The following is a 26238-nucleotide window of genomic DNA, read 5'->3' on the forward strand; positions in this document are numbered from 1 at the left end:
GGCGGCCTCCGTTTCAGTCTGTGGTCAGGCCGAGCAGGCGGGCGGCGTTGTCCTTCAGGATTCTGGGGCGGACCTCGGGTTTGATGTCGAGCTTCTCGAAGTCGGCGAGCCAGCGGTCGGGGGTGATGACCGGGTAGTCGGAGCCGAAGAGGACCTTGTCCTTGAGCAGGGTGTTGGCGTAGCGCACGAGTTGCGGCGGGAAGTACTTCGGGGACCAGCCGGACAGGTCGATGTACACGTACGGCTTGTGGGTGGCCACCGCCAGCGCCTCGTCCTGCCAGGGGAAGGACGGGTGGGCGAGGATGATCCGCAGCTCGGGGAAGTCCACGGCGACGTCGTCCACCAGCATGGGGTCTGAGTACTTCAGCCGGATGCCGCCTCCGCCGGGGACGCCCGCGCCGATGCCGGTCTGGCCGGTGTGGAACAGCGCGGGCACGCCGAGTTCCTCGATGGCCTCGTACAGCGGGTAGGCGAGGCGGTCGTTCGGGGCGAACGCCTGGATGCTCGGGTGGAACTTGAAGCCGCGTACGCCGTGTTCCTCAACCAGGCGGCGGGCCTCGCGGACCCCCGCCCGGCCCTTGTGGGGGTCGACGGAGGCGAACGGGATGAGGACGTCGGCGTGGGCGGCGCAGCTCTCGGCGACCTCTTCGTTGGAGATCCGCGGGTGCCCGGTGGCGTGCTCGGCGTCGACGGTGAAGACCACGGCGGCCATGCTGCGTTCGCGGTAATACGCGGCCATCTCGTCGATGGTCGGCGTGCGGTGCCCGTGGGCCTTGAAGTACTCCGCGGAGGCACCGAACAGCTCGGGGCTGAGCGCGCCGTGGCCGTCCTTGGAGATCTCGGCGTGCGTGTGGACGTCGATGGCGACGAGCCGGCCGGGGTTCGGGGATGTCATCGTCGGCTCACCTTCCGTGGGTGGTGGGAGGTTCAGGCACCGGGGGCCTGGGGGGCGGGGATGCCGTACGTCTGCGGCTCGCGGCCGACCGAGACGGGCCAGGCCGCGGCGATGTCGTCGGCGTTCCAGCCGCCGTCCCGGTAGGCGGTGGCGACCTCCTGCGGGTGCGACCACAGGGCCAGCTTGTCGCCGCCGATGCCGACGCACTGGCCGGTCACCGAGGCCGCGGCGTCGGAGGCGAGGTAGACGACGAGGCCGGCGACGTCCTCCGGGGTGCCGAAGCCCTCGGCCTTGCGCAGCCGGTCCGGCAGCGGCTCGCCGCGTTCCTCCCACGCCTCGATGTACGGGGCGAACGCGGGGATGGTGCGGGTCATGCCGGTGGCGGCGACCGGGACCAGGGCGTTGGCGGTGATGCCGGCCCGGGCCAGTTCCATGGCCCAGGTGCGGGTCATCGCGGCGATGCCGGCCTTGGCGGCGGCGTAGTTGGTCTGGCCGAAGTTGCCGCGCTGCCCGGCCGGGGAGCAGGCGGTGATGATGCGGCCGCCCTCGCCCTGTTCGCGCATCCGCACGGCGGCGGCCCGTACGCAGGTGAAGGTGCCGCGCAGGTGGACGCGGACGACGTCGTCGAAGTCGTCGTCGGACATCTTCCACAGCACGCGGTCGCGCAGGATGCCGGCGTTGGTGACCATGACGTCCAGCCGGCCGAAGGCGTCCACGGCCCGGGCCACCAGCGCCTCGGCGACCTCGCTGGTCCCCACCGGGCCCACCTCGGCCACGGCCCGGCCGCCGGCCGCGGTGATCTGCTTGACCGCGTGCGCGGCGGCCTCGGCCTCCACGTCGTTGACGACCACCGCCGCGCCGGCCCGGGCCAGGGCGGCGGCGTAGGCGAATCCGAGGCCGCGTCCGCTGCCGGTGACGACGGCGACCTTGTTCGAGAGATCCATGTGTGCGCAGTCCTTGCCTCGCGGGTGTGCCGACGAGGCCGACGTTAGGCGTTTCGATTACCGCCGTCAATGGTGTGCCGAACATTCTCTCCGCCCCTAAACTGAGCCGCGTGACCGGGACAGAGACCACGCCCTCGGCGGGCCAGGAGGAAGGGGCCGCGGCGTCCGCGCGGCCGCAGACGCTGATGCTGAGCTTCCTGGGCCTGTACGTCCTGGAGCACGGCAGCGCGGTCTACTCGGGCAGCGTCATCGACGTGTTCGCACGCGTCGGGGTCTCCGAGGACGCGGTGCGCTCCACGCTGACCCGGATGGTCAAACGCGACCTGCTGGCCCGTCACCGCCGCGGTCGCAAGATGTACTTCGGGCTCACCGCGCGCTCCACCGAGGTGCTGCGCGACGGTCACGACCGCGTCTGGGGCGCGGGCGCCGTCAATCGCGACTGGGACGGCACCTGGACCCTGGTCGGCTTCTCGCTGCCCGAGGCCTGGCGCAGCCAGCGCCACGACCTGCGCTCACGCCTGGTGTGGGCCGGCTTCGGCCCGCTGCAGAACGGCCTGTGGATCGCGCCGGGCCGGCCGGACGTCCCCGCCGTCGTCGCCGGGCTCGGCCTGGAGGACCACCTCAACGTGCTGCGCGGGCGCGCGGCCGAACCGACCGAGGCCGCGCAGCTGCTGCACCGGGCCTTCGACACGGCCGGCATCGCCGGGCGCTACCGCGCCTTCCTCGACCAGTGGGACCGCCCGGACCCGCTGCCGTCCGCCCCGGACGACCTGGCCCGGCAGCTCCTGCTGCACACCGACTGGCTGCAGGTCGTCCGCTCCGATCCGCGCCTGCCCGCGGAGCACCTTCCCGCGGACTGGCCCGCCATCCGCGCCGAGCACGTCTTCCGCACCCTGTCCGCCCAGTACGACGCCCCGGCCAAGCAGTTGGCCGACGCGGTGCTGGACACCATCCCGGCGGAGCCGGCGGCCGGGCAGGACTGAGCGGGGCGGGGCGACGCCCCACGGGCGGTACGACGCCCCACGGGCGGTGCGACGCCCGACGCACGCGGGCCGCCGCATCGACGCGGCCCCGGGCAGCCGACACAGCCGACGCGGCAGAGGGCAGCCGCCGCGGCCGTATGGCCGGGGTCCGCAAACGTTCGTCACTTCATTGACCGCCGTCCGCAATCAGCCCTATATTCGGCCGCACCCGCCGCCGGGCCGGGGCTTCGCGGACCCTTCCGCCAGGCCGCCTGCCCATCGGCGGCGCACGGACACCAGCACGGCCGGCACAGCCCGCCGAAACAGCACCCCGAGACACCCTCCGGCGGTCGTACCCTCGCTCCCCACGTCCCCGTACGCCTTTCCGTACAGACACGCCGCTCCCGTTCGAACACGTCTTCAGCACGGACCCGCCCCATCCGCCGTACAGCCCCACCCGCCGTACAGAGATGAGCCCGCACATGCCGAAGTTCGCGCTCGGCGCGGCCGCGCTGGCCGCCGCCCTCGCCGTCACCGCCGCAGCCCCCGCCACCGCGCGGAGCGACACCGCGCAGACCACCGCCGCCCCGCGCCACCTGAGCGGGCGCCTCCCGGACGGCGCGAGCTGGATCGCCGACCTGCCCGCCCACTGGAACGGCACCCTGCTGCTGTTCAGCCACGGCTACGGCCCCACCACCGCCCAGGACGCGCCCTCCCCCGCCGCCGGCCAGGCCCTCCTTGCCGAGGGCTACGCGCTGGCCGGCTCCTCCTACGACCCGAACGGCCCCTGGTGGGCGCTGCGCAGCGCCGAACGCGACCAGCTCGCCACCCGGGAGGCGTTCGCCGCCGTAGCGGGCCGCCCCGCCCGCACCCTGTCCGTCGGGCAGTCCATGGGCGGCCTGGTCAACGCCCGGCTCGCGCGGGACGCGGGCAGCGGCATCGACGGCGCCCTGGGCCTGTGCGGCCTGGTCGCCGGCGGTGTCGACCTGGACAACTACCAACTGGACGCCGAGTACACGATCGCCTCCCTGCTCGCCCCGGACGAGCACCTGCGGCTGGTGGACTTCGCCGACCAGGACGCGGCCGTCGCGACCGCGGCCCGGCTCACCGCCGCCGTGGAGCGGGCCCAGGCCACGCCCGCGGGCCGGGCGCGGATCGCGCTCGCCGCCGCGTACCTCAACCTCCCCGACTGGGCCCCGGGACAGAACCCGCCCGCGCCCGGCGACGCCGAAGGGCAGGAGGCCCAGCAGTACGCCTGGTTCGCCCAGGGCCTGCTGTCGTTCATCGTGCCCGCGCGCTACTCCGTCGAGCAGTCGGCGGGCGGCAACACCTCCTGGAACGCGGGCGTGGACTACGCCGCCCTGCTGCGCTCCTCCGAGCACGCCGACGAGGTCCGGGCGCTGTACCGGACGGCGGGACTGGACCTGCGCGCCGATCTCACCGCCCTGACCCGAGGCGCCCGGGTGCACGCCGACCCGCGGGCGGTACGCAGCCTCGAGCGCACCTCCACCGCCGGGCAGGGCCTGGCCATGCCGCTACTGGACCTGCACACCACCTCCGACCAACTGGTCCCCGTGCAGCAGGAGAACACGTTCGCCGCCCGGGTACGGGCCGCCGGTGACGGCGCCCTGCTGCGCCAGGCCTACGTCGCCCGGCAGGGCCACTGCGCCTTCACCACGGCCGAGGTCGTCGCGGGCGTGCACGCCCTGGAGCACCGGGTGGCCACGGGCCGCTGGGACGGCGGCACCACGCCGGCGGCCCTGCAGCGCGCCGCGCAGGCCCTCGGCCTCGACGGAGCGGCCTTCGTCCCCTACCGGCCCACACGCCTCGTCGTCGGCCGCCGCCACTCCTGATCCTCCGACCCCCCTTCCCGCCGCCGGCCTCCCACCCCAGGACCCGCCATGTCGCTGACCGACCCCCGCTCCCCCGCGCAACCCGCCGGCCCCGCGCCGAGCCCGCTGCCGCTCGGCACCCTCGTCGCCGGCTGTCTCGCGGTCTGCCTCGCCCAGATCGCCCTCGCCGTGCCCGCCACCCTCAACGGCCTCTTCCAGGAGGACCTGCATCCGATCGGCTCCCAACTGACCTGGATCTCCGACGCGTTCCTGCTGCCGGTGACCGTGCTGGAGCTCACCTTCGGCGTCCTGGGCGACCTGTTCGGACGCAAGCGGCTGCTCGTGGGCGGCTCCGTCCTGGTCGTCGCGGGCGAGGCCGTCTCCGCCGTGAGCGGCGGCGTCCACCTGCTGTGGGTCGGGCAGGTCGTCTCCGGCCTCGGTGCGGCGGCGCTCTTCCCGACCTCGCTCGCCATGATCGCGGCGGGCACGCACAGCCACCGGGACCGGGCGCGCGGCATCACCGTGTGGGCGGCCGCCCTGTCCACCGGCGGATTCGTCGCCCCCGTCATCGGCGGCGTCACCGGCAGCCACGACTCCTGGCGCGCGGCGTTCGTGGTGGTCGTGGTGATCGCCGCGGCCAGCACCGTGGTCAGCCTGCTGGGTGCCGCCGACTCGCGGGCGCCCGAGGGCCGCTCGCTGGACCTCGGCGGGCAGCTCACCGTCGGGATCGGCCTGTTCGCGCTGTTGTACGCGGTCATCCAGGGGCCCACGGACGGCTGGGGCTCGACCCCGGTGGTCGTCGCGTTCGTGGTCGCCGCGGTGTTCGTCGTGCTCTTCGTCGTCGCCGAGCGCCGTGCCCGTTCGCCGCTGCTGCGCCTGGACCTGTTCGCCAACCGGGCGTTCGCCGTCGCCTCGGTCGTCGCGGTCGTCGGCATGTTCAGCTTCCTGGGGACCGCCTACGCCACCAGCATCCGGCTGGGCCCCGTGCAGCACCAGAGCCCGCTGCGCACTTCCGTGGCCTTCCTGCTGCTCAACGGCCTCACCCTGGTCCTGGCTCCGCTCACCTCGCGGCTGCTGGAGCGGGTCAGCGGGCGCTGGATCCTCACCGTGGGCCTGGCGCTGATGGCCGCGGGCGACTTCCTCGCCGCGACCCTGCCGGTGGAGGACCGGGCGCTGACCTCGCTGGTGCTGCCCCTGGGACTGGTCGGTGCCGGGTTCGCGTTGACGGTCTCCTCGATCACCGCCACCGCCGTGAACACGGTCCCCGTGCACTACGCCGGCATGGCGAGCGCCTCCACCAGCCTGCTGCGCGACTTCGGGTTCACCCTGGGCCCGGCGGTCATCGGCGCCGTCGCCCTGAGCCGCGCGGGCTCGCTGTTCAGCTCCGACCTGCGTGACTCCGCGCTGAGTCCGCAGGTCAAGGCGGCCGCCGCCGAGGTCGCCGCGGAAGGCGGGCCGCTGGCCGTCAACTCCGTCCCGGCCACCGCACCGCCGGGCGGCGCCGCGCCGCTGGCCCTGCGGGCGCTCGGCCACGGGTACGCGCTGGGCTTCACGATCTGCGGGGCGGCGGCGCTGGTCTCCTGCCTGCTGGCCCTGATCGCGCTGCGCCGTACGGACACCCCGCACCACACCGACGCGACCGCGTCCACGGCCCCCGAGACGGCGCCAGCCGCCTGAGCCACCCGGGAACACCGGCTCACCCGCGATGAAGAATCTCCGCGAGCTCTTCGGCGCGCTGGGGTTCAGCGAGGTCCAGACGTACCTGCGGAGCGGGAACGTGGTCCTCGCCCAGACGCCGCCCGCCGGGGAGAGCGCCGAACTCTCCCTGGTCGGTGACGAGATCCACCTGCAGGTGCCGGACGGCTGAACCACCAGCCGCCGAGTCGGAGGTCACTGGGGAGTGGTTCACTGCTGGGGTGACTCAGGAGTTGGAGATCGTCTCATTCGACTCGGCCGAAGCGTTCGAGGCCTGGCTGGCCGAAAACCACGCCTCCTGTCCCGGTATCTGGCTGAAGCTGCGCAAGAAGGGCCCGGGAATCGTCGCACTGGACTACGCGCAGGCCCTGGACGTGGCGCTCTGCCACGGCTGGATCGACGGCCAGAAGGCCGGGTTCGACGACGAGTGGTGGCTTCAGCGGTTCACCCCCCGGAGGGCGAACAGCAAGTGGTCCAAGGTCAACCGGGACAAGGTCGCGGCGCTCATCGAGCAGGGCCGGATGCGTCCCGCCGGGCAGGCCGAGATCGACCGGGCCAAGGCGGACGGCCGGTGGGAGGCGGCCTACGACGGCGTGAAGACCGCGACGGTGCCGGACGATCTGGCCGCCGCGCTGGCCGCCAACCCGGCCGCCGCCGCGTTCTTCGAGACGCTGGACCGGCGCAACCGCTACGCGATCCTGTACCGGATCCAGGACGCCAAGAAGGCCGAGACCCGGGCCCGCCGGATCGAGAAGTTCGTCGCGATGCTGGCCAAGGGCGAGAAGATCTACCCGTAGAGCCCCGCGCCCGCCCGCTGTACGAGGTGATCCGCTGTGCAACGTCATCCGCTGTACGAGGTGATCCGCACCCAGGCCGGCCATCCGGGCGCGCGCCGGGCACCACCGCCCGGGCCGGCGGTGGGCCGCCCATCCCCTGTGCGAACCGGCCTTCCGGATCGGGCGGTTGGCATCGCCCGCTGTGGCGGCCCCGGCCTGTCCGCCGGCCGCCTGGGCCTTCGCTCGGGTCACCTGTGCGGTACGGCGGTCACCGGAGGAAGCGGCTCACCAGGTAGACGCTGCGCTTTCCCGGATACTCGCTCAGGTTCCACAACGCGTCGTGCCGGCCGTCGTAACTCAGGTCCGGCAGGTGCCCCGGCCGCTCCTACGGGCCGGGGCGGTTCCCACTGTGCCCGGCCTGGTCAGGCGGCGAGCAGCGCCTCCACCGTCGAGACCGGATCCCACTCGGGGTCGAGTCCGGTCAGCCGCCGCGCGACCCGGCGCCAGGCCGCCGGGTCCGTGCCGAGTTCGGAGCGCACGAGGCCCGCGAGGAGGGCGCGGGCCTCGGCGGCCTCGGGCGGGGCGTCCGTGCGACGGGCGGCGGCGCCCAGGTAGGCGAGCAGCCGCGCGGCCGGGGTCGCGCGGCGCACCAGGTCCGCGCCGTCGAGCAGCCCCGCCGTGAGCAGCCCGTCCAGTTGGGTGGTCGGAGGACAGTGGACATGGCCGCCGAGTCCGTGCCGGGCGCGCTCCCGGGTGAGCCGTGCGCTGCCGGGCAGACCGTCGGGGCCCGGCTCCGGCAGCAGCGCCGCGTGTCGCAGTCGTACGCCCTCGGGCACGCCGTCCAGGCGGATGATGTCCTGCCAGTACGGGAGCGGTTCCTGGGCGTGGGCGGCTTCGAGAGCGGCCCAGTCCACCGGCTCGCCCGGCGGGAGGGACTCGATGAGGTCCCGTGCGTGCGGGGCGTGCCGGGCGCGCCGCAGCTTGCGGACGAGTTTCTCCGGTGCCAGTTCACGGTCGAGCCGGGCACGGAGGACGGCGGCGGGGTCGGCGGACGCGAGGGCCTTCACGCAGAGGGCGGTGGCGGAGCGCCCCAGCACGTCCCGCCCCGCGAGCTTCGCCAGCCGGCCGGCACCACCGTGCTGCAACAGCCGTAGGCAGCCGAATAGTTGGTGCCCGAGACCGAGCCGCGAGCCCTCTGTTTCGAGCAGCGCCTCCACGAGGTCGGGTTCGGCCGAGCACAGCCACATCAGACCGCCGGCCGGTCGTGCGTCGTTCCCGGCTCGCCAGTCGGCCAGCACCCGGGCGCCCAGGGAAGGCCGCCCGGCAGCGGGCCGTGACCGGGTCACGATCCGGTGGACGAGGGGCCGGGGGTTCCAGTGCCGCAGCAGGGCGAGGTCGACCTCGGGGTCGTCGAGACCGACGAGGCGCGCCACCGCGCCGCTGCGCTCCATCCAGCGGGACTGGGCGGCCAGGACGCGCAGCGCGTCGGGGTCGCGGTCCGCGAGCAGCCGGTCGAGGACGGTGCGTGGTGTGCGGGCGTGGCGCAGCAGGTACGCGGCGAGCAGCCAGGGCCCGTCCGGGCCGAGCCGGGGCAGGACGGCGTCGACCACCTCGGCGTCGGCGAGGCACAGCAGGGTGCCCTCCGGCCAGGCCCACAGATGATCGCCCCGCTCCAGCAGCTTGACCGCTTCGTCGGGGGTGGCCGGTCTGGTCCTGCCGATGGACGTCCCCGCGCTCGCCGCCGGACGCGCACCGGACCGCGCGCGCCGCAGCAGCTGCGCCCAGGTCAGCCCCTCGCGGGCGGCTTCGGACGCCGTCACGGTCGCGGCCAGACGGAGCCAGGCGTCGGGGTCGGTGCCGAGTTCGGCGCGCAGGCGGCGGGCGAGCGCGGCACGCCACGCGTGGGCGAACGCGAGCCGCTCCCAGTCGTACGGCAGCAGGAGCAGGCGCCGGGCGGGCAGCAGGGTGAGCAGTTCGTCGGCGGGCAGCACGCCTTGTACGTAGGCGTGCTCGATGTGCTGGGCACCCGATCCGTACGTCTCGGGCAGTCGCGCGCGCACCTGCGCGAGGCTGGGCGCCGCGTACGCGAACCCGTCCCTGGACGGGGGGATGCCGTGGCGGGCGCAGGCGAGGGCGTACCAGCGAGGGGTGGCGAGGCCGGGCGCGGTCGCCTGCTCGTACACGGCGAGCGCACGCAGCACCTTGGGATTCCTCGAACGGGGCGCATCGTCCGGGGCGAGGGAGTACAGCAGGTCGAGCGCGGCCAGGGCGTGCACGCGGTCGCGCCGGTGGTGAGTTGGCGGGGGTGAGGGTTCGGAGACGGGGGGTTGGGGCGCGGCCGGTGATTGGGGTCCGGTGGCGTCATAGGACAACGGTTCGGACTGGGCAGGGGGCTTGGGCTGGGCTGACGGTTCGGCCGGGGCGGGTTGACGGGGCTCGGCCGTCGGCTGGGGCAGCGTCGGCGATGGGGAGTCGGCGGGCGGTTCGAGATCGGCCGACGGTCCGGGGTCGGCCGGTAGTTCGGGTTCGGCGGGGGCCTCGTTCGGGGCCTTGCCCGCCTCGGCGATCAGCTCCGCGACCGTTCCCGCGTGTGTGGGGAGCAGGACGTCGAACGCGGCCCAGGCCCCTTCCCGGTCTCCCAGGTGCGCCTGGGTCGAAGTGCGCAGTTCGGCGACCGTCGCCGCGCCCAGCAGGTCCCGTTCGGCGAGGCGGACCAGGGCGGCGAGGGCGTGGCGGGCAGGGCGCGCGGTGCCGATCAGCGCGACCGGGTCGAGGAACCCCGCCGTTGCCATGCCCTCCGCCCAGACGGCGGCGCTGTCGTCGAGCTCCTCCGCTGCGAGGCGCCGCGCGGGCAGGGTGGTGTTCCCCGCGCGGCGGCCCCCGGCCCGCCACGGCTCGTTGAGGACGGACAACCGGAACGCCCGGCGCTGGGCGTCGCTCGCCGCCTCGTGGCGGGCCAGCTCTTCGCAGGCCTTGGGCATGAACGGGGTCACGGCATGGGCCGCGGCGAGGGCGTCGAGATCATGGGCGTACGGCTCGGACAGCAGGTCGCGCAGGGTGCTGGTGCCCCGGGCGGTGGCGAGCAACGCGGGCAGCCGGGCGGGGTCCTCGTACGGCTCGCCCTGCGCGCGCAGTCGGCGCGGCCCGTCGCCGTCCGGGGCGGCCAGGGCCTCGGTGACCGTGTCCACGGTGGCCCGGCTCAGCCAGGCGGTCGCGGCGGGGTCGGCGAGCAGGGCGCGTACGGCGTCCGGGCCGCTCCGCTCCCAGATTCTCAGCAGGGCGTACTGCTGGGCGACCTGCCGCACCCCCCACCGCAGTGCCGGCACCACGAGCTGTGGGTCGCCCGAGCCGAGCAGCGGGGCGAGCCAGGTGCGCGGGACCTGGCCGTTCGGCGCCGTCAGCTCGGCGCGCAGCGCGGTGTCGAGCGGAACGGTGTCGAGCCGCGCGGCGATGGTACGGCGCAGGGACTGGGTGGTACGCGGGTTGCGGTAGACGGCCGCGGCGACTTGGGCGTCCCCGACCGCGACCAGCCGGGCCAGGAGCCGGGTGTCGAGCCGGGGATGGCGGGCCAGGGCTGCCCGGGTGCGGGTGTCGCCGTGGTCGATGACGGCGGCGACGAGGGTGGGCGCCGGCGGGGTCCCGCCGGCAAGCAGCTCCGTCGTCACCCTCTCGGGCAGGGCGGCGAACGCGGCCGCGGCATGCCGGGGCTCCGTGTGCTCGAGGAGGAGGCCGAGCGTGCGGTGGACGCTGCGGGGTGCGGGCGGACGGAGCGTGTCGTCCGGGACCGGCGGCACCGGCGGCGCGGCGAGCAGCTCGGGCAGCGTGCCGGGGTACGTGGCCAGCGCGTCGTGCAGTCGGCACCAGCGGGCGGCGTCCCCGCCGAGGTGACGCTCCGTCAACTTCCGGAGGAAGGCGGCCGTCTCTTCAACGACTCCACCAGCGGCGGCGACCTTGGCGGCCACCGAGCGCGCGGGCCGCGCCCGTTCCACCACGTGCGGCGCGGCGCCACCGCGCGGGCCCGCCCCCTCCGCGTCGCGACCGGCCCCGACCATCTCGCGCAGCAGCCGCCCTGCCGCCCCCGCCTGCGTCCTCATCATGATCGCCATGCTAGGAGGCAGCACTGACAATCCCGGCCGGTGCGAGCCCAGACACCGGCCTCTGCCTGCCCCGGTCAGCGGTCCAGCGCGGGCAGGTGTGCCAGGCCCGTCTCGCGCATCATGCGGTCGACGGTTTCGTGCAGGGCGCTGTCGGCACCGATGACCGTCTCGATGCCGCCGGGCAGGAGATCGAGCGGCCGGTACCAGTCGCGCAGTCGCGTCTCGTCGACCTCGTCGGCGATCGGCTTGGTGGCGTGCCGGGCGAGGGTTTCGTCCAAGGGCACGTCGAGGTAGTAGCTGTGGGTCGGGCCGCGGTGGTCGGCGCGCAACCGGGTGAGCATGTCGCCGTAACGGTCGGCGTAGAGGATGCCTTCGACAACCACGTGAAATCCGGCGTCCAGGGCGTAGCGGGCCGTCAGGTCGATCAGGCCGATGTTCGCCGCTCCGGGCCGGTCATGCTCGCGCAGCACGACGCGGCGGAGGTTGTCCTGCCCGACCAGCGCCAGGCCGCGGCCGTAGCGCTCACGGAGGCCGTCCGCGACACACGACTTCCCCGATGCGCTGTTGCCGCGCAGTACGACCAGCCGGGTCTCTTCGCTGCCCACCATCACAGCGGTCACGCTACCGGCAGCCGGTGACACCACCCTGGTCGTTCCAGGGACCCGCCGAGCACGGACGGATGACTACGGGTGGCGGGTCGCGTGGGGTCGGCGGCGGTGGTGGTGTGGGGTGGGAAGCGTGGTCGCCGCCGCGGTCGGCGGAGCGATGGCGCGGCCGGTCCTCCGGGAGAGGGAGAATCGCGGGAGCGTCGCAGGTCTGCCTGTCCACCGGAGCGAACGTGAAGGAGTGCCGTGCCGGAACCAGTGAACGTGGCCCGGGCCCGCCGAGAGACCCCCGGGTGCGCGAACGTCGTCCACCTCAACAACGCCGGCGCGGCACTCGCTCCGGCTCCGGTCCTCGACGCCGTCATCGACCACCTGCGGCTGGAGGCACGGCTCGGCGGTTACGAGGCCGCGGCGGCCCGGGCCGCGGAAGTCGACGCCGTCTACGAGTCGATCGCCCGTCTGATCGGCTGCCGGCCGCAGGAGGTCGCCGTGGTCGACAGCGCCACCCGGGCCTGGGACATGGCCTTCTACGCGATGCGTTTCGGGCCCGGCGATCGCATCCTGACCTGCCGCGCCGAGTACGCCAGCAATGTCATCGCCTTTCTGCAGGTGGCCCGCCGCACCGGCGCCCGCGTCGAGGTGGTCGACGACGACGAACACGGCCAACTGTCGGTAGCGGACCTCCAACGGCGCCTGGACGACGACGTCAAGCTCGTCGCCGTCACCCATGTACCCACCCAGAGCGGCTTGGTGAACCCCGCGGCCGAGATCGGGCGGCTGACCCGCGCCGCCGGCGTCCCGTTCCTGCTGGACGCCTGCCAGTCGGTGGGGCAACTGTCCGTCGACGTACGGGAGATCGGCTGCGACATGCTGTCGGCGACCGGGCGCAAGTTCTTGCGCGGGCCGCGCGGCACCGGCTTCCTGTACGTCTCCGAACGGCTTATCGGGAAGCTGGAGCCGCCCTTCCTCGACCTGCACGCCGCGACGTGGACCGGCGCGGACACGTACGAGATCCGGTCCGACGCGCGGCGGTTCGAAGCCTGGGAGACCAACTACGCGGCGAAGATCGGCCTCGGTGTGGCCGTGGACTACGCCCTGGGCTGGGGCATCGAAGCGATCGAAACACGGGTCACGGCTCTCGCCGCACGGCTGCGGCACCGGCTCGCGCAGACCCCGGGAGTGACCGTCCAGGACCGTGGCCGGCGTCTGTGCGGCATCGTCACGTTCACCGTCGACGACGTACCCGCAACCGAGGTGCGGCAGCAGCTCACCGCGGCAGGCATCAACACCAGCGTGTCGGCGATCGCCTCGGCCCGCTACGACCTGGGCGCGCGCGGCCTGCCCGAAGTGGTGCGCGCATCGGTGCACTACTACAACACCGACGAGGACATCGAGAGGCTGTGCCGGGCGCTGAACTCGCTCCCGGTCTGAGTGTCCGCCCGCGCCTCGCCGACGGACAGGGTGCCCCTCCCCCGTACCCGAGAGGGATGAGCACCCCGCCGCCCGTCGTCCGGGCCGAGGGCCGTCCGGGTGACTGCCTCGCCCCCGGGCCGTCAGGCGACCGCCGGCCTCCTTCCTTCTCCCGTGTCGTGGTGGATCGGCGTGCCGGAGCCGGTCAGGGGCACGCCCGTGCCGCCCCGCCGGGTGGCGACGATCTCCGCGACGATCGAGAGGGCGGTCTCCTCCGGTGTGCGGGCGCCGAGGTCGAGGCCGATCGGTGAGCGCAGCCGGGCCAGTTCGCGTGCGGTCATGCCTTCGGCCCGCAGCCGCCGGTCGCGGTCCTCATGGGTACGGCGTGATCCCATCGCGCCCACGAACGCGGCCGGCATCCGCAGGGCCGCCTTCAGCAGGGGTATGTCGAACTTGGGATCGTGGGTGAGCACGCACAGGACCGTCCGGGCGTCGGTCGCGGTGCGCCGCAGGTAGCGGTGCGGCCAGTCGACCACGACCTCGTCGGCGTCCGGGAAGCGGTCACGGGTGGCGAAGACGGGGCGGGCGTCGCAGACCGTCACGTGGTAGCCGAGGAACTTCCCGGCCCGGGCCAGCGCCGACGCGAAGTCGACCGCGCCGAAGACGATCATGCGCGGGGGCGGCACGTTCGACTCGACCAGCAGCGTCAGTCCGCCGGGGCAGTGCGAACCGTCCGCCGAGAGGTCCACGGTGCCGGTGCGGCCCGCCTCCAGCATCGCCCGGGCCTCGGCCGCCGCCGTCCGGTCCAGGTCCGGGTGGCCGCCGAGACCACCCCCCGGCCTGCCGTCGGAGCGGACCGACAGGACCCGTCCGAGCAGTTCGGCGGGGCCGCGGACGACCCGGGCGAGGGCCGCCGGTTCGCCTCGGGCGGCGGCGGCCAGCACCGGGCCGAGGACCGTCCGCGCGGGGGCCCGCGCCACCACCGGCGTGATCAGTACGTCGATGGTTCCGCCGCAGGTCAGCCCCACGGCGAACGCGTCGTCATCGCTGTAGCCGAAACGTTCGAGGACGCTCTCCCCGGTCCGCAGCGCCGCACCGCACAGGTCGTACACGGCGCCCTCGACGCAGCCGCCGGAGACCGAGCCGATGACGGTGCCCTCGCGGTCGACGGCGAGGGCGGCGCCGACTTCGCGCGGTGCGCTGCCGCTCACGGCCACCACGGTGGCGACGGCGAACTCCCGGCCCTGCTCGATCCACCGGTGCAGTTCCCCTGCCAGGTCAAGCATCCGGCGCCCCCGCGGCGGCCGTGAGGACGCGGTCCGGCCGGATGGGCAGGCTGCGGTGGCGCACGCCGGTGGCGTGCCAGACCGCGTTGGCGACGGCGGCCGCGGCGCCGACGGTGCCGATCTCACCGATGCCCTTGATGCCCACCGGGTCGTCGGGGTCCGTGTCCTCGATCCAGTCGGCCTCGATGCGGGGCACGTCGGCGTGGGTGGCCACGTGGTAGCCCGCGAGGTCGGCGCCGACGACGCCACCGGAGGCACGGTCCCGGGCCGCCTCCTCGTGCAGGGCCATGGAGATGCCCCAGACCATGCCGCCCAGGAGCTGGTTGCGGGCGGTGAGCGGGTTGACGATCCGGCCGGCCGCGAAGATGCCGAGCATCCGCCGCACCCGCACCTCGCCGGTGGTGACGTCCACGGCGACCTCGGCGAACTGGGCGCCGTAGGAATGCCGTTCGGCGGGGCCGAGGGCTCCGACGGCCTCGGTGGTGTCCGAGCGCACGGTGAGGCCCTGTGCGGGGAGGTCGGCGCCGAGGGCCAGCCGTTCGCGCAGTTCACCGGCCGCCTCCTTGACGGCCCAGGACCAGGAGCGGGTGCCCATGGAGCCGCCGGCGATCATCGCGGGGCCGAAGTCGCTGTCGCCGATGCGCACCCGGATCCGCTCCGGGGACACCTGGAGGGCGTCGGCGGCGATCAGGGCGAGTGCGGTACGGGCCCCGGTGCCGATGTCGGCCGCGGAGATCCGGATGGTGAAGGTGCCGTCCGGGTGCGCGGTCGCGGTCGCGGTCGACGGTGCCGAGCCCGCCGGGAAGGAGGCCGCCGCCGTGCCGGTGCCGAGCAGCCAGCGCCCCTCACGGCGCACTCCGGGGCGGCTGTCCCGGTCCGCCCAGCCGAACCTGCGGGCGCCCTCCCGGAAGCAGGCGGCCACGTTGCGCCCCACGAACGGCAGGCCCGACACCGGGCCCGCCTCGGGTTCGTTGCGCAGCCGCAGTTCGATCGGGTCGATCCCGCATTTCTCGGCGAGTTCGTCGAACGCCGCCTCCAGTGCGAACGATCCGGGAGCCTCCCCCGGGGCACGCATCCACGTCGGGGTCGGCACGTCGAGCGGCACGACGTTGTTCGCGGTGTGGTGGGCGTCGGCGTCGTACATCACCCGTGCCGCTCCGGCACTCGGTTCGACGAAGTCGTGGAAGGTGGAGGTGCGGCTGACGGAGCGGTGTTCCAGCGCGCGCAGCCGCCCGTCGGCGTCGGCGCCGAGCCGGACGCGCTGGATGGTGGGGCTGCGGTGGCCGGTCAGCGTGAACATCTGACGCCGGGTCAGGGCGACGCGGACGGGGCGTTGCAGCATGGTCGCGGCCATCACGGCGGCCACCTGGTGGGCCCGGACCCCTTTGCTGCCGAAGCCGCCGCCGACGTGTTCGGAGCGTACGCGCACGGAGGCCGGGTCGAGTGAGAAGAGGTTCTGGAGTTCGCCGGCGACCCAGGTGACGCCTTGGTTGGAGTCGGTCACCTCCAGCCGTCCGTCGTCCCAGCGGGCGGTGGCCGCATGGGGTTCCATCGGGTTGTGGTGCTCTTCGGGAGTGGAGTATTCGACGTCCACGACGAAGGCCGAGGAGGCCAGCCGGGCGTCCAGGTCGCCCTTCTCCGTCACCGCCGGCATATGGCCGTCCAGCGGGCGGCAGTCGGGATGGTCACTCGTCAACTCGACGTCGTGCGGTTCCTCTTCGTAATGCACGACGAGTGCTTCGGCGGCCTCCCTCGCCTGCTCGGGCGTCTCCGCGACGACCAGTGCCACCGGCCAGCCGAAGTGCGGCACCCGGTCGTGCTGGAAGACGGCGCAGGTCGGGTCCGGTTTGCCCAGCAGACCGGCGTAGTCGGTGTTCAGGTGCGGGGCGTTGCGGTGGTCCAGCACGGCGAGGACGCCCGGCATGGCGAGGACGGGTTCGGTGTCCAGGGCGCGGATCCGGCCGCGGGCGATCGTGGACAGCACCAGCCAGCCGTGGGCGAGGCCGGCGAAGGGCACCTCTGCCGCGTAGCGGGCCGCTCCTGTGACCTTGTCCCGTCCCTCGACGCGGGTGTGGCCGGTGCCGACGGACGGCGTGGGTACGGATGTGGTGGTGGTGACGGTGCTCATCGGGCGGCCTCCTCCGCGAGTTCGGTCAGGACGGTCACCGTGAGGTTGCGGATCAGGTCCACTTTGTAGCCGTTGCGGGGCAGCGGGCGGGCCGCCGCCAGTTCGGCGTCCGCCGCGGCGGCGTAGGTCTCGGGTCCGGTCGGCGCGCCGGTCAGGACCCGCTCGGCGGCGGTGGCCCGCCACGGCCGGGAGGCGACGGCCCCGAAGGCCAGGCGCGCGTCCCTGACGATGCCGTCCCGGATGTCGAGCGCGGCGGCGAGGGAGCCGATGGCGAAGGCGTAGGAGGCGCGTTCGCGCACCTTGCGGTAGCGGGAGCCGGCGGCGACCGGGGCCGGCGGCAGCGTGACGCCCGTGATCAGCGCGCCCGCCGGGAGGGCGGTCTCCCGGTGCGGGGTGTCCCCGACGGGCAGGTAGAAGTCGGCGAGCGGCAACTCCCCTGGTCCGTCCGCTGTTTCGTAGTGGACGACGGCGTCGAAGGCGGTCAGGGCCACGGCCATGTCGGAGGGGTGTACGGCCACGCAGTGGTCGGAGGCGCCCAGGATCGCGTGGTTGCGGTGTTCGCCCGCGACGGCGGGGCAGCCGCTGCCGGGGACACGCTTGTTGCAGGGCTGGCTGACGTCGGTGAAGTAACCGCAGCGGGTGCGCTGGAGCAGGTTTCCGCCGACCGTGGCCATGTTGCGCAGCTGCCCCGACGCGCCGGCCAGCACGGCCTGGGCGAGTGCCGGGTAGCGGCGCCGTACCTCGGGGTGGGCGGCCAGGTCGCCGTTGGTGACGGTGGCACCGATGCGCAGTCCGCCCCCGGCCGTCACCTCGATCCGGTCGAGCGGCAGCTCGCGGATGTCGATGAGCCGTGCGGGACGCTCGACACCCGTCTTCATCAGGTCCACGAGGTTGGTGCCGCCGCCGAGGAAGCGGGTGTCCGGATCGGCGTCGAGCAGTGCCACGGCTCCGGCGACGTCGTACGCCCGCCGGTAGTCGAACTCCCTCATATCACGGCCTCCTTCGTCCCGCCCGTCGCGGCGTCCTCGTCACTCGCGTTCGTGTGAGCTTCGGCGGCGCGGGCCACCGCCTCGACGATCGCCACGTAGGCGCCGCAACGACACAGGTTCCCGCTCATCCGCTCCCTGATCTCGTCGGCGGTCAGGGGCGGGGGCCCCGCCTGTGGACGGACGTCCTCGGTGACGGCGCTCGGCCAGCCCGCCGCGTGCTCCTCGATCATGCCGATCGCCGAACAGATCTGCCCCGGCGTGCAGTAACCGCACTGGAAGCCGTCGAGATCGAGGAAGGCCTGCTGTACGGGGTGCAACCGCTCGCCGTCGGCCACGCCTTCGATGGTGGTGATCTCCCGGCCCTCGGCCGCCACCGCCAGTTGCAGGCAGGCCACGGCCCGGCGCCCGTCCAGCAGGACCGTACAGGCACCGCACTGCCCCTGGTCACAGCCCTTCTTGGTGCCGGTCAGATCGAGCCGCTCGCGCAGTGCGTCGAGCAGGGTGGTGCGGTGGTCGACGGGCAGCGTGTGCTTCTCGCCGTTGATTTTCAAAGTGATGACGCTGGACGTCGATAAGGCCATGCGCTGCTTCTTTCGCAATTCAGGACAGATGGATGAGCGATCAGCCGGGATACGGGCCGCGGGTGGGACGCGTCGTACGGGACTGCGCCCGGGAAGGGTGAAACGAAGGTGTCGGGTGCTGGGGGCCGGACAGTGCGGCCGGCGACTGCCACAGGGTCGTTTCCGTCGCTATGGTGGAACCGACCGGACAGCTGTCCGCTTATCCGAAAACCTAACGGACAGCTGTCCGCTTAGCAAGGGCGAGGTTTGGCCACGCCTTGAGGAGGACGCGTGCCTCAGCAGAGGGACTCATGCCGGCGCTCCGACGCCCAGCGCAACCGCGAGCGCATCCTGGAGGTGGCGCTCGCCGAGCTGTCGCGCTGCGCGGACGCCCCGCTGAGCGGGATCGCCAAGAAGGCCGGCGTCGGACAGGGCACCTTCTACCGCAACTTCCCCAACCGTGAATCCCTCGTCCTCGAGATCTACCGTCACGAGATGCAGCAGGTCGCCGACAGTGCCCGGCACCTGCTGGACACCCGCGCGCCCGACGTGGCCCTGCGCGCCTGGATGGACCGGCTGTCCGAGTTCGCCATGACCAAGGCCGGACTGGCCGACGCGATCCGGCAGGTGACCGGCGCACCGGGCGGCCCCGCGAAGCCGTCCCCGACGCCCGTGGCCCATGCGGCGGAACTGCTGCTCCGCGCCAACGAGGAAGCCGGCACCATCCGTCCCGGCGTCACCGCGGACGACTTCCTCCTCGCCATAGCCGGCCTGTGGCAGCTCGACCCGCACGACGACTGGCGACCGCGCGCCACGCGGCTTCTCGACCTGGTCATGGACGGACTGCGTACGGGGACACGCCACCGGTGAGGAACCGCGCCGCCGAGGGCGGCGCCGCCTCGCGTCCAACTACCTTGCCCGAGTACTGGTTTGGTCTAGACCAAGCAGGGTACGCTTCCGTCACTGCACATGGCCGTCTCCACGGCCATGGAACGGTTGCTTGACATGCGCATGCCCGTCGCTGCCTTGGTATCGACGGGCACGAACCCCCACAGGAGCTGTCATGAAGAGCAAGAAGATGCTGGCCGCCGCCATCGGCGCGGGGATCGCCCCGCTCCTGGCCGTGAGCCTGCCGGCCGGCAGCGCGAGCGCGCACGGCTACATATCCTCGCCCCCCAGCCGGCAGGCCCAGTGCGCCGCCGGCCTGGTCTCCTGCGGTTCCATCAAGTACGAGCCGCAGAGCGTGGAGGGCCCCAAGGGTCTGATGAGCTGCAGCGGAGGGAACGCCGCCTTCGCCGAGCTCGACAACGACAGCAAGGGCTGGAAGGTCACCCCGGTCAGCCGCACGACCAGCTTCAACTGGCGGCTGACGGCACGGCACGCCACCAGCACCTGGCAGTACTACGCGGGCGGCCGGAAGATCGCGGAGTTCAACGACGGCGGCGCCCGGCCGGGCGAGACCGTCACCCACCAGGTGAACTTCGGCAGTCTGACCGGCAAGCAGAAGGTACTGGCCGTGTGGAACATCGCCGACACCTCCAACGCCTTCTACGCCTGCGTGGACGTGAACGTGAGCTGACGCGCGTGATACCGGCCCCCGGGAAACCGGGGGCCGGGCCCCGCAGGGGTCCGGAGAGCTCTTCCCGCAGCTACGGCTCCCTCCCCCGGCAGGGGACCGGGAGCCGCGGGCGGCCCACCGGGCGGCCAGTTCCTGGTCGGCCAGGGTCCAGAGGCGTGGCGGATCTGGCCACGCGGTGGGGACGGGCGGACACGAGGGCGCTGCCGGCACGGCCGCCCGCCAAGTCCCCGCCGACTGCCCCGCCGGCAGGCCGGACCGCCCGCCTGCCACATCGAGACGAGGTCCCGTGGACAACAGACAAGGAATTACCACCACCCGCACGGTCGCCGTGACGCTGCTCGCCGCCGGCCTCGCCGCAGGTCTCGCCGCCGCCCCGGCAGCCGCCGCCTCCGTCACCACCCGGGCGGAGGCGCACGTCGGCGCGGACTGGGCGACTCAGTCGATCGTGTTCACCGCCGCCTCCGGACAGGCCGACGACCTCCACGTGTTCCCCATGGATCGCGGCGCCGGGGTCCGCCAGGTCGGTTTCCGCGACGCGGTCCCGCTCGCACCCGGCGACCACTGTGCGTACCTCGACCCCGCGGACCACACCTTCGTCGTCTGCGAACTGCCCACCGGCAGCCCCCGGCCGGACAGGATCGACATCTACCTCGGCGACCGCGACGACACGATCGTCACCAGCGACCCCGGGGTCGCCACCGTGCGCGGCGGCCCCGGCGACGACGAACTGCACGCCCACACCGCGCACACGGTGCGGGGTGACGCGGGGGACGACATGGTCATGGGGCGCGCGGTCCTGGACGGCGGCGACGGCATGGACCACCTGATGGGCGACGACGGCGACCAGCGGCTGTGGGGTGGCCGGGGTGACGACATGATCGAGGCGTACGGCGGCGCGGACACCGTGTACGCCGGCCCGGGCGACGACCACGCCAGGGGCGGGGACGGCCGTGACATCGTCCTCGGCGGCCCCGGCGACGACACTCTGTACGGCGAAGACGGCGACGACCTGGTCGGCGGCGGCCCCGGAAAGGACACCGTCGACGGCGGCCCGGGCCGCGATGTCGTCCTCCGGTAGGAGGGCACGACGCAGCGGATCGGCATCGACGGCGCCGGGAGCGCGCCGGACGTACCGGCACGGTGGGAGAAGCCCGGAGGACGGGCACGGTCCCCTCGCCCGCCCACGCGTCCATACGGGTGGCGACGCCCACGTGCGGGAAGCCCGCGCCGCTCCCGGCACCGCTGCCGGTGACCCACCCGGCACACGGTCGGCTTCACCGTTATGGGGACGGGGTGGTGGGTGACGCCTGACACCGGTCTTCACGGCGGTGACCTGCGCAAGCGAACAAGCGGAACCCTCATCGCGCCTGAACGAGTGACGCATGTAGTCAGGCGTCGGGTTGCGGGACTGACGGACTGTCGGTTGCCTCGTGAGCGGAACACAAAAGAGGCACCGCGCAGACAGGCCGGGCGCTGTCCGTTGGAGGATTCGCATGCGTTACACACACATGGCCGCAAGCATCGGCCTGGGTCTCGGTGCCCTGGTGCTGCAGATCCCGGTCGCCGCCGCCGATGACTCGGACATCCGTATCGAACCGCGGAATGCCTCCCCGGGTTCCACGGTCACGGTCAGCACGAGCGCCTGCGACCCCGACGCGGACTACGGCAAGGGCTCGTCGGAGGCGGGCGGGGATTTCCACCTCTTCGGAGGCGATGAGGAGGGCGTGCTCACCGGTGAGTTCCAGGTGCCCGAAGGCACCGAGCCGGGCAGCGACACCATCACCCTGAAGTGCCCGCCGCTGACCAAGGTCACGGGCACGTACCAGATCACCGGCCGCGCTCCCGAGGGCTCGGTCGACGCCGGTTTCGGACCGGCGGACGACTCGGGCCCGGGGCTCGCCCTGGGGGGTGCGCTGCTCCTCACGGCCGCCGCCGGTGTGGTCTGGTTGTGCCGCCGCCCGAACACCGACGGAATGTGACGACACCGCACCCGCCGTGAAGCGAAGGCCACACCGCGATGGCACCCCGACACCCGACCCGCCTTCCCCGAGGTCCGTTCCTTCCCGCTGTGGTCCCCCTGGGCTGGGCGCTGGCGGCAGGCGCGGTGCTGCTGATCACCGGGGTGCATGACGAGGAGCCGCCGCGGCCTCCGGCGGCCCGCGCCTTCTCCGCCGCCGCGGCCCCCGCTCCCCCGGCGGTCCGTCCGCTCCCCCGCGCGGAACCGGTCCGGCTCCGGATCGCCGCCATCGGCGTGGACGCCCCCATGACACGCGTGGGCCTCGACGCGGCAGGGGCGCTACGGACTCCGCCCCCTGACGAACCCGGCCTGGCCGGCTGGTACGGCGACGGCACCGCTCCCGGTGCGGCGGGCACCGCCATCGTCGCCGGGCATGTGGACACACCCGCCGGCGACCCCGGTGTCTTCTACGACCTCGGCGCCCTGACCGAGGGCGCCACCGTCGAGATCAGCAGGGCGGACCGGCGGACAGCGGTGTTCACCGTCCGCGCCGTCGAGCTCTACGACAAGAAGCGGTTCCCCAGCGAGAAGGTCTACGGCGGTTCCGGCCGGCCCGAGCTCCGGCTGATCACGTGCGGCGGCGGCTACACCGAGGGCTCCGGCTACCTGGGCAACGTAGTCGTCTACGCGACGCTGACCGCGGTGAGGTAGGCCCGCGGAACGGACACCGCCGGGCTTGCCGTCGGCGCGGCCCGCGCGTGCGGTTCCTCGGCGCAGCGCCGCCACCTCGCACAGCGAACCCCCTCGCCGACCGGTGTCCCGATCCGTGGGATGCCTGTCCGCAGGGACATGGTGCCGTCCGGCCGCGCGGACAAGACTGAGGTCACAGCGCGAGCTCGCGCGTACGCCTGGCAGACATGAGGTGGAAAGATGACCGACGCAACGCGGGTCGCCGGAGTCGGCGTGCCGGACACGAGACTTGCCCGGGAGGCGACCGAGCTGGTGCGGGACGAGACGAGCGAGCTGATCTATCACCACTCACGCCGGGTCTACCTGTTCGGTGCTCTCCAGGGCCGTCGGCGCGACCTCGCCTTCGACCCGGAGCTCCTCTACATCGGCGCCATGTTCCACGATCTCGGCCTCGGCCGGCGCTTCCACGACAGTGGCCGGCGCTTCGAGGTCGACGGCGCGGAGGCGGCGCGCCGGTTCCTGCGGGACCACCAGGTGCCCGAGGACGGCGTCCGCCGCGTGTGGACGGCGATCGCCCTGCACACCACGCCCGGCATCCCGGAGTTCATGGAGCCCGAGGTCGCGCTGGTCACCGCCGGTGTGGAGTACGACGTCCTGGGCATCGGCTACGACGACCTCGCCCCCGCCGACCGAGCGGCCGTCCTCGCCCTGCATCCCCGTCCCGACTTCAAGCGGCGGATCCTGGAGGCCTTCACCCAAGGCATCCGCCCCAAGCCGGAGACGACCTTCGGCAACATCAAGGCCGATGTCCTGGAGCACTATGTGCCGGGGTTCGAGCGAGGCGACTTCGTGCGGGCCGTCCTCGCGTCGCCGTGGCCGGAATGAGCGGCCGGCGGCCAGGGCAGGTCGTGGTGATCCTGGCCTTCCCCGGCGTCCAGTTGCTGGACGTGGCCGGGCCCGCCGAGGTCTTCACGACGGCGAATGCCTACGGGGCCCGGTACGACGTGCGGATCGTGTCCGCCGCCCCAGGACCGGTGGCCACCTCGGCCCCCGTCCGGCTGGCCCCCGACGCCGGGCGGCAGGACCTGCCGCAACAGCTGGGCACCCTGCTGGTGCCGGGGCGGCGGGAGTGGCGGGAAGCCGTGGCCGACGCGGCGCTGGTGGCCATGACGAAGGACCTGGCCGGCCGTGCCCGCCGCGTGGCCTCGGTGTGCGCCGGTGCGTTCATGCTGGCCGCGGCCGGACTGCTCGACGGGCGGCGGGCCGCCACGCACTGGCGCCTGGCCGCTGAACTGGCGCTCTGCTACCCGGATGTCACCGTGGAGAGGGACGCCCTGTTCGTCCGCGACGGTCATGTGATCACCTCGGCCGGGGTGACGGCGGGCATCGACCTCGCCCTGGCCCTGGTCGAGCAGGACCACGGTCCCGACGTGGCGCGGGAGGTCGCACGGGAACTCGTGGTCTTCATGGCGCGCCCGGGAGGGCAGTCGCAGTTCAGCGCGCGGCTGACCCTGCGGGAGTCCACGCATCCCGTCGTCCGGCGGGTCATGGACCTCATCGGCGCGGATCCCGGCGCGGAGCACGACCCGACCGCTCTGGCGCGCGGCGCCGGAGTGAGCGTACGCCACCTCAACCGGCTCTTCAGGACGCACGTCGGGACGACGGTCGGACGCTATACGGAGGCGATTCGCCTCGAAGCGGCACAGGCCCTGCTGGAGTCGGGCACCGAGCCCGTGGACACCGTCGCGGCCCACGCCGGTTTCGGCTCCGCCGAGGCGATGCGGCGGGCCTTCCAGAACGCGCTCGGCATCTCACCGACTGTCTACCGGGCCCGCTTCCGCACGACGGCCCCCGGCTGAGCCCGGCGCGCCCGGGTGAGACCGACGGCACGTGTGAACGTTGCCGCTCCTCCTCGCCCCGGTACGACCGCATCGACTTCCTCGGCCGCAGCTGATCCCGCACCGGCCCCCGGCACCGGGCTGGCGCGGCGTCGGTCGCGCCGACGCCGATCGGGCACATCAGGGGATCAGGGCCTCTATATGGGCGAGTTGGGCGGTGAGGATTTCGTCGAACGCGGCGCCGCGGTCCGCACCGAGGGGGCGGATGTCGCGGGCGAAGTGGGCCAGGGCCGGGAAGCGTTCGGGATCGGCGCCGAGCACGGCGACGCGGAACTGCTCCATGCCCTGTTCGTACTCCTCCGGGGAGATGGTGCTGATGCCGGCCTCGGAGGAGATCAGCGCGGCGAGGAGGATGACGATGCGGTGGTAGCGCGCCGGGACCTCCTCGTCGGGCAGTCCCGAGGTGCGCAGCGCCTGCAGCAGTTCCTCCATGACCAACCGGGATCCGGTGCCGCCTGACCCGTAGCGCCCCCAGACCGTGGCGAGTTGGGGTTGCTCGCCGAACGCCTCGCGCAGGCGCACGGCCAGCGCGGCGATGCGCTGCTTCCAGTCGCCCTCGGGACGGTAGCCGTCCATGGCGGCCAGCAGGATACGGTCGGCGACCGCGCGCAGCAGTTCGGTCTTGTTGCGGAAGTGCCGGTAGAGACTGGAGGAGTCGGTTCCGAGCGCCGCGGCGAGCTTGCGCACGCTGAACGACTCGGCGTCGCCCGTGCGCAGCAGTGTCGCCGCCGTGTCCAGGATCTCCTCGGTCGACCATCGCCTTCGGCCAGTCATCTCGCCCCTCTCGTCAAGTCCCAGCCTAACCTGTGCACTTGGCGATGCACGCGGTGCGTGCATAATGAGGGCAACGCACTGTCCGACCGCATTGACACACCCGGCGTCCGGCCGGGTGGGAGGAAGGCGACATGAGCGAGACCCCTACCGTCATACGGCCGCCGGAGCCGGACTACTCCACGGTCACGGCCGAGGAATTACGCGCCTACCGCGACGCCGAGAACCGCTTCCGGGCCTCCGCCGCGGCCCGGACGATCCTCGGGGAGCCGGATCCCGGCGCCACGATCGCCTGGCAGGACATCGCGCTGCCCGGCCGCGACTTACCGGTCCGTGTCCACCGGCCGGCCCCTGCCGATGACGACGGCACCGCGCCCCCGGCCGGCCTGCCCCTCGTGGTCCATGTCCACGGTGGCGGCTTCGTGGGCACGGCGACGCAGTGCGACTGGACCAACAGCCACCTCGCCGCCCGGCTGCCCGCGCTCGTCGTCTCGGTCGAGCACCGCCTTCTCGCCCCGGACAGCCCGCTCGCGAACGCGGCCGACGATGGCTGGGACGTGCTCCAGCACCTGGTGCGGCACGCCGCGCAGTGGGGCGCGGATCCGGCGCGCACCGCCGTCTTCGGCGAAAGCTGCGGCGCGCTGATCAGCGCGCTGACGGCCGTCCGGGCCAGAGAGGCCGGCCTGGAGCTCAAGGCCCAGGTGCTGGTCAACCCCGTGGTCGACGTGACCGAGACGATGTTCGACCATCCCTTGGTCACCGAGTACGCGTACAGCCCGACCCGGGCCCTGCCGCTGCTGCGGTTCGTCCAGCGGCTCGCCGTCCCGCCGGGATCCGACGCCAAGGCGGTCTCACCGCTGTACGCGAACAACCTCGGCGGGCTCGCCCCGGCGCTCATCGTGGTGCCCACCCAGGACGCGGTCGCCGACCACGGCCGTCGCTACGCCGAGCGGCTACGCGCGGCCGGCACCCCCGTACGGCTCTCCGAATACCCGGGCGCGAAGCACGCGTTCCTCACCTTGCCCGGCGTGGAACCGCAGGCCCGGTCGGCCCAGGCCGAGATTTACCAGTTCCTCCGCACGGCGTTGGCAGAGTGACGGACTCCGCTCTCGGTGACATCGACGCCGCCGCCCCCGAGACCGGATCGAGGTCGTGCCCCCGCGG

At 73.4% G+C, this 26238-nt stretch carries 22 protein-coding genes and 1 pseudogene; 14 read left to right on the top strand and 9 right to left on the bottom strand.

The features are described from left to right. Window positions 1-13 precede the first annotated feature (13 nt). Complete coding sequence (locus IH25_RS0128810) at window positions 14-895, bottom strand: amidohydrolase family protein (RefSeq protein WP_030616911.1); 882 nt, start codon at window positions 893-895, stop codon at window positions 14-16. Window positions 896-927: 32 nt separating this feature from the next. Continuing rightward, window positions 928-1839 (bottom strand): SDR family NAD(P)-dependent oxidoreductase, encoded by a 912-nt coding sequence (locus tag IH25_RS0128815; RefSeq protein WP_030616913.1) that lies wholly within the window; start codon window positions 1837-1839, stop codon window positions 928-930. Between the two features lie 110 nt (window positions 1840-1949). On the opposite strand from IH25_RS0128815, the gene IH25_RS0128820 reads away from it, so the two are divergent. From IH25_RS0128820 to IH25_RS0128840, 5 genes and pseudogenes are all read left to right on the top strand, one after another. Beyond that, on the top strand, window positions 1950-2822 hold the full coding sequence (locus tag IH25_RS0128820) for a PaaX family transcriptional regulator C-terminal domain-containing protein (RefSeq protein ID WP_030616915.1): 873 nt from the start codon (window positions 1950-1952) through the stop codon (window positions 2820-2822). Between the two features lie 461 nt (window positions 2823-3283). Further along, window positions 3284-4654 (top strand): alpha/beta hydrolase, encoded by a 1371-nt coding sequence (locus IH25_RS0128825; RefSeq protein WP_078844471.1) that lies wholly within the window; start codon window positions 3284-3286, stop codon window positions 4652-4654. Between the two features lie 48 nt (window positions 4655-4702). Next, window positions 4703-6310 carry an MFS transporter gene (locus IH25_RS0128830; RefSeq protein ID WP_030616920.1) on the top strand — a complete coding sequence of 536 codons (1608 nt, stop codon included), beginning with the start codon at window positions 4703-4705 and terminating at the stop codon, window positions 6308-6310. Between the two features lie 25 nt (window positions 6311-6335). Continuing rightward, window positions 6336-6500 (top strand): annotated as a pseudogene (locus IH25_RS40015) (DUF1697 domain-containing protein); the annotation flags it as partial. A gap of 49 nt (window positions 6501-6549) precedes the next feature. Beyond that, the gene (locus IH25_RS0128840; RefSeq protein WP_030616922.1) at window positions 6550-7125 is read left to right on the top strand and encodes a YdeI/OmpD-associated family protein; all 576 of its coding nucleotides are present in this window, start codon (window positions 6550-6552) and stop codon (window positions 7123-7125) included. A gap of 401 nt (window positions 7126-7526) precedes the next feature. Here the strand turns inward: IH25_RS0128840 and IH25_RS37885 are convergent, their stop codons facing one another. Both IH25_RS37885 and IH25_RS0128850 read right to left on the bottom strand, forming a co-directional pair. Continuing rightward, on the bottom strand, window positions 7527-11201 hold the full coding sequence (locus tag IH25_RS37885; protein WP_157847031.1) for a hypothetical protein: 3675 nt from the start codon (window positions 11199-11201) through the stop codon (window positions 7527-7529). A 74-nt stretch (window positions 11202-11275) separates the two neighbouring features. Then, window positions 11276-11809, bottom strand: coding sequence for an AAA family ATPase (locus IH25_RS0128850; RefSeq protein ID WP_030616924.1), 534 nt, complete (start codon window positions 11807-11809; stop codon window positions 11276-11278). Between the two features lie 243 nt (window positions 11810-12052). Here IH25_RS0128850 and IH25_RS0128855 point away from each other — a divergent pair, with 243 nt between their 5' ends. Further along, window positions 12053-13237 carry an aminotransferase class V-fold PLP-dependent enzyme gene (locus IH25_RS0128855; RefSeq protein ID WP_030616926.1) on the top strand — a complete coding sequence of 395 codons (1185 nt, stop codon included), beginning with the start codon at window positions 12053-12055 and terminating at the stop codon, window positions 13235-13237. A 122-nt stretch (window positions 13238-13359) separates the two neighbouring features. Here IH25_RS0128855 and IH25_RS0128860 read toward each other — a convergent pair whose 3' ends face one another. From IH25_RS0128860 to IH25_RS0128875, 4 genes are read right to left on the bottom strand one after another with little or no spacing between them, the layout of a single operon-like run. Continuing rightward, on the bottom strand, window positions 13360-14502 hold the full coding sequence (locus IH25_RS0128860) for an XdhC family protein (protein WP_030616928.1): 1143 nt from the start codon (window positions 14500-14502) through the stop codon (window positions 13360-13362). Continuing rightward, entirely contained in the window at window positions 14495-16630 is a 2136-nt protein-coding gene (locus IH25_RS0128865) for a xanthine dehydrogenase family protein molybdopterin-binding subunit (protein WP_030616930.1), read from the bottom strand. Before IH25_RS0128865 ends, IH25_RS0128860 begins: the two co-directional genes overlap by 8 nt. Continuing rightward, window positions 16627-17619 (bottom strand): FAD binding domain-containing protein, encoded by a 993-nt coding sequence (locus tag IH25_RS0128870; RefSeq protein ID WP_030616932.1) that lies wholly within the window; start codon window positions 17617-17619, stop codon window positions 16627-16629. Before IH25_RS0128870 ends, IH25_RS0128865 begins: the two co-directional genes overlap by 4 nt. Then, window positions 17616-18200: a (2Fe-2S)-binding protein gene (locus IH25_RS0128875; RefSeq protein WP_030616938.1), complete on the bottom strand. Its 585-nt coding sequence runs from the start codon at window positions 18198-18200 to the stop codon at window positions 17616-17618. The genes IH25_RS0128870 and IH25_RS0128875 overlap by 4 nt, the downstream gene beginning before the upstream one ends. Before the next feature lie 270 nt (window positions 18201-18470). Here IH25_RS0128875 and IH25_RS0128880 point away from each other — a divergent pair, with 270 nt between their 5' ends. The 7 genes from IH25_RS0128880 (at window position 18471) to IH25_RS0128910 (ending at window position 24264) form a co-directional block, all read left to right on the top strand. After that, on the top strand, window positions 18471-19049 hold the full coding sequence (locus tag IH25_RS0128880; protein ID WP_030616941.1) for a TetR/AcrR family transcriptional regulator: 579 nt from the start codon (window positions 18471-18473) through the stop codon (window positions 19047-19049). Between the two features lie 193 nt (window positions 19050-19242). Beyond that, on the top strand, window positions 19243-19758 hold the full coding sequence (locus IH25_RS0128885; RefSeq protein WP_030616944.1) for a lytic polysaccharide monooxygenase auxiliary activity family 9 protein: 516 nt from the start codon (window positions 19243-19245) through the stop codon (window positions 19756-19758). Window positions 19759-20062: 304 nt separating this feature from the next. Next, window positions 20063-20836 (top strand): calcium-binding protein, encoded by a 774-nt coding sequence (locus tag IH25_RS0128890; RefSeq protein WP_030616948.1) that lies wholly within the window; start codon window positions 20063-20065, stop codon window positions 20834-20836. Between the two features lie 415 nt (window positions 20837-21251). Continuing rightward, window positions 21252-21737 (top strand): hypothetical protein, encoded by a 486-nt coding sequence (locus IH25_RS0128895; RefSeq protein ID WP_030616950.1) that lies wholly within the window; start codon window positions 21252-21254, stop codon window positions 21735-21737. 98 nt (window positions 21738-21835) lie between these two features. After that, entirely contained in the window at window positions 21836-22426 is a 591-nt protein-coding gene (locus IH25_RS0128900; protein ID WP_030616952.1) for a class F sortase, read from the top strand. Window positions 22427-22645: 219 nt separating this feature from the next. Beyond that, window positions 22646-23290 carry an HD domain-containing protein gene (locus IH25_RS0128905; RefSeq protein WP_030616955.1) on the top strand — a complete coding sequence of 215 codons (645 nt, stop codon included), beginning with the start codon at window positions 22646-22648 and terminating at the stop codon, window positions 23288-23290. Then, window positions 23287-24264, top strand: coding sequence for a GlxA family transcriptional regulator (locus tag IH25_RS0128910; RefSeq protein WP_030616957.1), 978 nt, complete (start codon window positions 23287-23289; stop codon window positions 24262-24264). Before IH25_RS0128905 ends, IH25_RS0128910 begins: the two co-directional genes overlap by 4 nt. Before the next feature lie 159 nt (window positions 24265-24423). On the opposite strand, the gene IH25_RS0128915 is transcribed toward IH25_RS0128910, so the two are convergent. Continuing rightward, entirely contained in the window at window positions 24424-25077 is a 654-nt protein-coding gene (locus IH25_RS0128915) for a TetR/AcrR family transcriptional regulator (protein ID WP_030616959.1), read from the bottom strand. Between the two features lie 131 nt (window positions 25078-25208). Here IH25_RS0128915 and IH25_RS0128920 point away from each other — a divergent pair, with 131 nt between their 5' ends. After that, complete coding sequence (locus IH25_RS0128920; RefSeq protein ID WP_030616962.1) at window positions 25209-26171, top strand: alpha/beta hydrolase; 963 nt, start codon at window positions 25209-25211, stop codon at window positions 26169-26171. Window positions 26172-26238 lie beyond the last annotated feature (67 nt).

This window comes from Streptomyces achromogenes subsp. achromogenes (assembly GCF_000720835.1).
Classification (GTDB): Bacteria; Actinomycetota; Actinomycetes; order Streptomycetales; family Streptomycetaceae; genus Streptomyces; species Streptomyces achromogenes.

Bases quoted from the DNA above. Each gene is read 5' to 3' on its own strand.
- IH25_RS0128850 (WP_030616924.1), bottom strand. From the start codon at position 11,809: ATGGTGGGCAGCGAAGAGACCCGGCTGGTCGTACTGCGCGGCAACAGC.
- IH25_RS0128875 (WP_030616938.1), bottom strand. From the start codon at position 18,200: ATGGCCTTATCGACGTCCAGCGTCATCACTTTGAAAATCAACGGCGAG.
- IH25_RS0128870 (WP_030616932.1), bottom strand. From the start codon at position 17,619: ATGAGGGAGTTCGACTACCGGCGGGCGTACGACGTCGCCGGAGCCGTG.
- IH25_RS0128865 (WP_030616930.1), bottom strand. From the start codon at position 16,630: ATGAGCACCGTCACCACCACCACATCCGTACCCACGCCGTCCGTCGGC.
- IH25_RS0128860 (WP_030616928.1), bottom strand. From the start codon at position 14,502: ATGCTTGACCTGGCAGGGGAACTGCACCGGTGGATCGAGCAGGGCCGG.
- IH25_RS37885 (WP_157847031.1), bottom strand. From the start codon at position 11,201: ATGATGAGGACGCAGGCGGGGGCGGCAGGGCGGCTGCTGCGCGAGATG.
- IH25_RS0128830 (WP_030616920.1), top strand. From the start codon at position 4,703: ATGTCGCTGACCGACCCCCGCTCCCCCGCGCAACCCGCCGGCCCCGCG.
- IH25_RS0128905 (WP_030616955.1), top strand. From the start codon at position 22,646: ATGACCGACGCAACGCGGGTCGCCGGAGTCGGCGTGCCGGACACGAGA.
- IH25_RS0128920 (WP_030616962.1), top strand. From the start codon at position 25,209: ATGAGCGAGACCCCTACCGTCATACGGCCGCCGGAGCCGGACTACTCC.
- IH25_RS0128885 (WP_030616944.1), top strand. From the start codon at position 19,243: ATGAAGAGCAAGAAGATGCTGGCCGCCGCCATCGGCGCGGGGATCGCC.
- IH25_RS0128815 (WP_030616913.1), bottom strand. From the start codon at position 1,839: ATGGATCTCTCGAACAAGGTCGCCGTCGTCACCGGCAGCGGACGCGGC.
- IH25_RS0128895 (WP_030616950.1), top strand. From the start codon at position 21,252: ATGCGTTACACACACATGGCCGCAAGCATCGGCCTGGGTCTCGGTGCC.
- IH25_RS0128810 (WP_030616911.1), bottom strand. From the start codon at position 895: ATGACATCCCCGAACCCCGGCCGGCTCGTCGCCATCGACGTCCACACG.
- IH25_RS0128825 (WP_078844471.1), top strand. From the start codon at position 3,284: ATGCCGAAGTTCGCGCTCGGCGCGGCCGCGCTGGCCGCCGCCCTCGCC.
- IH25_RS0128910 (WP_030616957.1), top strand. From the start codon at position 23,287: ATGAGCGGCCGGCGGCCAGGGCAGGTCGTGGTGATCCTGGCCTTCCCC.
- IH25_RS0128915 (WP_030616959.1), bottom strand. From the start codon at position 25,077: ATGACTGGCCGAAGGCGATGGTCGACCGAGGAGATCCTGGACACGGCG.